Below are 6,060 nucleotides of genomic sequence, written 5' to 3'. Positions count from 1 at the left end.
GACTGTGTCCGGCCGGCCCGGCCGGACACAGTCGACTTCGACGGCCATACCGTGGTCGACAGCGACCAGATCCTGGCACTGGACAAGATTCCCGGCTCAATGGTTGTCGTGGGCGCCGGTGTGATCGGTATCGAGTACGCGTCCATGTTCGCCGCGCTCGGCACCAAGGTCACCGTTGTGGAGCGCCGCGACCGGATGCTCGACTTCTGCGACGTGGAGATCGTCGAGGCCCTCAAATATCATTTGCGAGACCTGGCTGTAACATTCAGGTTTCGCGAGTCGGTCGTGTCTGTCGAACGTCATAACGGCGGTACGTTGACATTGCTGGAAAGCGGCAAGAGGCTTCCCGCCGACACCGTGATGTACTCGGCCGGACGCCAGGGCCTCACCACGGCGCTCAATCTCCCCAATGCGGGCCTGAGCGCCGACAACCGGGGGCGCATCAAGGTCGGTTCGGACTTCCGGACCGAGGTCGATCACATCTACGCCGTCGGCGACGTCATCGGCTTCCCGGCCCTGGCTGCGACGTCCATGGAGCAGGGCCGGCTCGCCGCCTACGCGGCCTGCGGCGAGGCCGTCCACGTGATGCGCCACGACCTGATGCCCATCGGCATCTACACCATTCCCGAGATCTCCTATGTCGGCAGCACCGAGGACGAGCTCACCGAGCGGGCCGTGCCGTTCGAGGTCGGCGTGGCCCGCTACCGGGAACTCGCCCGCGGCCAGATCGTCGGAGACTCCTACGGCATGCTGAAACTGCTCGTGAGCTCGGTCGACCGCAAGCTGCTCGGTGTCCATGTCTTCGGTACCGGAGCCACGGAACTCGTCCATATCGGCCAGACCGTGATGGGCTGTGACGGGACGATCGACTATCTGGTGGACGCCGTGTTCAACTACCCGACACTCGCCGAGTCCTACAAGGTGGCCGCGCTGGACGCGATGAACAAGATGCGCGCCATCGCCCGCTTCAGCCGCTGACACCGGTGTTCAGCGGCTGACATCGGCGCAGCCACGCGGCACGGTCCGCCGAGCCCGCGCGGTGCGCTCTGTCGATTTCGCGCAGCGCGCTCTGTTGATTCCGTGTGGTTTGGTCCACCGATCCCGCGTGGTGCGGTCCGGTCAGGGCAGCCGGAAGACGTCGATCACAATCGTGCCGGGATCGGGACGGCGACGCGCCGCCGGACTGTCATAGACGATCATGATCGATGATGGGTCCCCCGGGGCCAAGGCGATGCCCTCGGCATGGTCGTCACCCTGGCCGAACGGCAGGTCCAACACGCGGACAAGCGCCTCGTCACCGACGACGACGACGCTCGTCGCCGCCCTGGCCGCGCCACGCCACCGGTAGACCCGGACCGGGCCGTCCAGATCCATCGTCGGGCCCGCGAGCACGAGCAGATCGTCCCCCTGGGCGAGCAGATCCCGCACACCCAGGCCGTTCAGGTCCAGGAAATGCTTCCGGTAGGGAACGCCGCCGTCGAGCGGCTGCAACCTGAGATCCCGGCCGTCCCCCTCGATCGGACGCAGCTCGACAACCACCGCCCAACCACGCAGCACCGGCCCGCGCAGACCCAGGTAAACCCGCCCACCGACGACGGCCAGCCCCTCGACGTCGAACCCGTTGTCCTTGCTCGGAATCGCCAGGAACGGGCCGAGGTGCTCGTCGTCCTTCAACACCGCGGTGAGCCGGGTCTGCTTGCGCAACCCCAGCGCGGCGGCGGCCAGAGACCCACCGGTGCCGTCCGAGGCAGCGGCGCGGGCCACGAGGGTGGGCAACCCGTCCTGGGTGACGACCGGGATACGGCCCAGCAGGTGCCGGTTCGCGTTCTTACGGATCTTCGCCAGCGCACGCAGTGCATCCTCGGTCGCATGGTGCGGCTTGACCCGCTTGCGCGTCAGGCTGTGCGAACCAACAAACCACAGATAGTCACTATTCCGGTCGAATCCCTCGATATCGATCTCAGGGACGACGCCGTTGACGTCCGGCCCCTCCGGCAACGGCAGGAAGTCACCGACCGGGAAGGAGACATGGTTGTCGTAGGCGTCTCCGGCGGCGTTGAGGGTCACCCGCTCGATCGTCACCGTCTCGTCACCCCCGAGCCACAGATGCCGGCCCTCACTCTTGATCGTCGAGAGTGACTCGACGATGTCGACCACGGCGTGCGGGCCGGCGTCGGTGAAACGGGCCGGAATGGCTCCCACGGCATCCACGATGTTCCCATCCACGATGTTCCCTTCAGTTGAGTCTCCGTCGACGCGATAATCCCGATTTACCACAGCGTGTTCGGCGTACCACAGCTGGATAAGATCATCACCATAGCTGGAAATCAGGAGAAGAAGACGTGCCAGATATGTAGCGGGATGAATTCAGCGGGTGTGTGCCGCCAGCGCGGGTGATGTCGTGGCAGCCTCCCAGGCGATCCGGGACAGTCCCTCGACCGTGGTGATGCCGGCCTGCATCGACGGGTTGTCGCGGCTGTAGACCGCCATCACGTAGTCCCGCCCGCCTCCGTGGACATGCCCGATGCTGGCAATCACCCATCCGCCGTCATAGGGCAGCCAGCCGTTCTTCACCTCCACGGTGACGCCCGGTGGCACACCGCCGGGCACGCCCCACCGCTGGGAGGCCACCACACCGGCCAGCAGCTGCGTCGCGGTGGCGCGAGCCTGATCGCTGAGTATCCCGTTGGGATAGGCCACCGTACGCAGCACCGCAAGCTGGTCGACGGCGCTGGTGAGGGTGAGCCCCCACCGTCCACCGCTGTCTGTCTTCGTCCTGGTCATACCGAGGCGTTGGAAAAGGGCGTCCATCGACACCGCGCCGCCGAGTGACCGCCACAACCGGCTCGCGGCCGCATTGTCGCTCACGCCGATCATTGCCCGGGCACTGCGCAGCTCGCCCGCGCTCAGCCGTCCGGACAACCCGGCACGTTCCAGAATTCCCAACAGTATCGACAGTTTTACTGTGCTGGCCGTCTCGAAACCCGACACCGCCGGATCGTCGACCGCGACGGTCCGGCCGGTAACCGCGTCGTACACCGCCACGCCGACATGCCCGGGGCGTCCTTCGAGATACCCCTGGAATTGCTCGACCAGGTCGGGTCCGGGCGGGGATGACAACTCCGGCGGTACGTCGGGAACAGGCTGCGCCGGTGACACGACGGTGTCGTCGTACGACGACGGGACGCCCGACAGATCCGTGGACACATTTGTTGCGGGCCTGCTCGCACCGACGAAGCGTGCAGCTCCGATGACCGGGGCCACCACAAACGCGTTGATCAGCGCAGCGGTGACCAGTATTGCGCCGGCTCGCCTCGAGGCCGAAACCCGCAACGGCATACCAGCGGATTTCGCCGGGCCTGAACAGCCCCTTGTCGTCCACGAGGTCGCACTTTTCGTAGCGGCGGTGTACGGCGTTGCACGGTGCCGCATAGCCACGGTTGCACGGTGCCGCATAGCCACAGCCGATTTATACCTGCGCCGGGCCGTCGCCGCATTAACTCATTCCTTTTTTTCCTTAACGGCACGGACCGACACATGATGCCGAGAAGGTCCTTACAGAAGGATTAAAAGCACCTCAGAAGACCAAAAACAATGTCGTATCGAGCCTCGTTGTCGTTCCGGAAGAAGGATCGGGCCGGTCGGTACCCACCGGTGGCCACCGGGATCCGGCTGTATCCCAACCGGGTCCCGCTTGGATCCCAGTCTGATCCGATCCGTCTGGCGGCCTGCCGCGGGCTCCCCCGCAGGCCACGGGACCGTCGAGACCAGAAGTCAGCGGGCGAGGTGAGCCCACTCCGGCTGGGCGCCGCGGGCACAGCGGGCACGGAGCTTGTCACCCAACGTCCCCGACAGATCCCGCACCGCAATCCAGCGATAGTCAGTTATCTCCTCGGAGCACAGCTGCACCGTCCCGTCCGGGACGTATAGGACGAAACGAACGTCGTAATGCACATGCGAGGGTTCTCCCCGAGCAGGATTAGTGGGTACGACCTGCGCATCGATGTCAACCGGACGGGCGGTGTCCGGAATCACAGAGTTCGCTGCTATTCCGGTCCCCTCGGTGAGCTGGCGCAGGGCCGCACCCAACAGGGACTGGTCCCCAGCCGCGACATGCCCGCCGGGAAGCAACCAACCCGCCAAGCTCCGGTGACGAACATGCAACACCCGCCAGTCCGCCGTGACCGCAACCGCGCCGCAGGTGACATGCACCGGCATCGTGGCGGGGTCCGTCACCGGTCTCGACCCCTCCATCGAAGCCAGCACCAGCGGACCCACGGTCTCGATCTCATCGGGATTGTCTTCGAGGTAGTGGAGAACCACTCCGGCGACCGCATTGTTGCTCACTGCCACGGCACATAACGGTACCGCCAAAGGACGATTTCGGATACATGTGGGCCTGTCGGGCGCTGCCGCTTCGACCGTACCCACGGGGTACCTCGCAGTGTTCGAACGGTGAGCGCAGCAACCGGATCCCATCCGTAGCACGCACTTTCCGACGGCACGTTGGGCGGTCCCGGCCCTGTTGAACAGGTGGGCAGCCGTCCCTGGAGTCGCCAAGCCGACAAGCCAAGCCGACAGCCAAGCCGACAGTCACGCACACATGATCGGGTCACCCCACCGGCTTACCCGCGGCCGCACTGACAGGCTGACGACAGCCACGTCGACGCGTCGGCATGTGATGTTTATGGTGTTGCGACCGGCATCGACCCGCATCGATCAGCCTCGACCGCTGGCGGCCACATCAGTTCAGGTGGGACAGACTCCGGCGAGCAGGGTCGGTGGAACAAGACGCACGTTGGCACCCGGGTTCATGAAGGGGGAGATCAGGTTGGGTGTTTCCAGAGGCTCCGGCGATTACACCGGATCCATGCGGTATCGGATGGGGGCAATAGCCGCAAGTTGCGGCCTGGCGGTACTGCTGCTCGGCGCCTGCAACGCATCGGTGAGCACGGACGGGGCAACCGGGTCAGTGAGTGCTTCGGGGCTGCCGACGTCGCTGCCCACGGGCCTGCCGACAGCCCTCCCGTCCATTTCGGTGTCACTGCCGGGCGGCGGGGAGGTGGCCACGGGCAGGGATGCCCTGAAGGCGGCAAACGTCCCAGCGGACTTCCCGATCCCACCAGGGGCCAAGGTGGAAACCGGTACGTCCAGGAACAACGAGTCCACGGTCACCCTGACCGGTGTTTCCGACAGCGCGGTGGCGGCCTTCTACCGCACAGCACTGCCAGCCGCCGGCTATACGATCACCAGCGACAACCAGATATCCGGCCTCGTGGCCTCGCTCGGTTTCGAAGGTCATGGTCTGACCGGGACCATCGGTGCGGCCGGGGTCGGAACAACCAACGGCGCGATACTTACCTTCAGGAGGAAGTAAGCCGGATCCCGCTCCGAGCCCGGCGGCTTTCCAGGCCCACGGCTACGCGGTGATGACGACCAACACGGCCAGCGCCACGCTGCCGCCCCCGTCACAGCCGTCGGACAGCCGCCGGACACCCACCCCGCCGACTTCGGGCAGGGTCGACCCGAATATCATTTCGCGCTCATCAGGGCGTCCAGCATCCCGTGCAGATGCGCCACCGCCCATTCGATGTCGAAGTACTTGTACTGGCCGGCTCGCGACTCGGCCGCAAGCATGCCACAACGGTGCACTTTGTGGAAGTCGCCGTACGGGAACTTGTACCGTTCCTTGTTGTCCTCGTCCTCCTCCTCGGAGATTCCCAGGTACCATTTCTGATATTCGCTGAAACCGTGTTCGGCTATGAACTCGTTCTCCTGCCGCGACGAGGGCCGATGCTCGCTCCAATCGTCTCGTTCGTCGAGCACCACGGCACCGTTGTCGATCAGCCTTCTCGCGTACTCGTAGGACCGGCGGCTCAACCTCACAGCCATGATCTCCTCCAGATCATTCTCGAGGGCGGACCGGTGCACGGGGCCGGCTGCGCCGACGGCCCGTCCAAACGGCCGTACCCGATCTGTCGGCATCGACACCGACGTGCCGCCCAGCCACTGGCGAGCCGCCCCGGCCGGCGAGGCGGCTCGGCCGGCACGCCCTGGGGC

The 6,060-nt window shown here is 65.6% G+C and carries 6 protein-coding genes; 2 read left to right on the top strand and 4 right to left on the bottom strand.

What is annotated here, in order from left to right:
* The coding region (gene sthA, locus DD1DGNOD_RS04490; protein ID WP_131769515.1) for a Si-specific NAD(P)(+) transhydrogenase at window positions 1–978 on the top strand (978 nt) is incomplete at its 5' end.
* Window positions 979–1,119: 141 nt separating this feature from the next.
* On the opposite strand, the gene DD1DGNOD_RS04485 is transcribed toward sthA, so the two are convergent.
* The 3 genes from DD1DGNOD_RS04485 to DD1DGNOD_RS04475 form a co-directional block, all read right to left on the bottom strand.
* Complete coding sequence (locus DD1DGNOD_RS04485) at window positions 1,120–2,226, bottom strand: DUF3616 domain-containing protein (RefSeq protein WP_241255461.1); 1,107 nt, start codon at window positions 2,224–2,226, stop codon at window positions 1,120–1,122.
* A 141-nt stretch (window positions 2,227–2,367) separates the two neighbouring features.
* Window positions 2,368–3,207 (bottom strand): serine hydrolase, encoded by an 840-nt coding sequence (locus tag DD1DGNOD_RS04480; RefSeq protein ID WP_241255460.1) that lies wholly within the window; start codon window positions 3,205–3,207, stop codon window positions 2,368–2,370.
* Between the two features lie 567 nt (window positions 3,208–3,774).
* Window positions 3,775–4,347, bottom strand: coding sequence for an NUDIX hydrolase (locus DD1DGNOD_RS04475; RefSeq protein ID WP_165034743.1), 573 nt, complete (start codon window positions 4,345–4,347; stop codon window positions 3,775–3,777).
* A 535-nt stretch (window positions 4,348–4,882) separates the two neighbouring features.
* Here DD1DGNOD_RS04475 and DD1DGNOD_RS04470 point away from each other — a divergent pair.
* Window positions 4,883–5,377 carry a hypothetical protein gene (locus tag DD1DGNOD_RS04470; protein ID WP_131765341.1) on the top strand — a complete coding sequence of 165 codons (495 nt, stop codon included), beginning with the start codon at window positions 4,883–4,885 and terminating at the stop codon, window positions 5,375–5,377.
* Between the two features lie 155 nt (window positions 5,378–5,532).
* On the opposite strand, the gene DD1DGNOD_RS04465 is transcribed toward DD1DGNOD_RS04470, so the two are convergent.
* Entirely contained in the window at window positions 5,533–5,892 is a 360-nt protein-coding gene (locus DD1DGNOD_RS04465; RefSeq protein WP_131765340.1) for a hypothetical protein, read from the bottom strand.
* Between the last annotated feature and the right edge of the window lie 168 nt (window positions 5,893–6,060).

This window comes from Candidatus Protofrankia californiensis (genome assembly GCF_900634765.1).
GTDB classification, from domain to species: Bacteria; Actinomycetota; Actinomycetes; order Frankiales; family Frankiaceae; genus Protofrankia; species Protofrankia californiensis.
The sequence above is the reverse complement of the archived record's forward strand: the minus strand, read 5'-3'. Positions and strand labels throughout refer to the sequence as shown.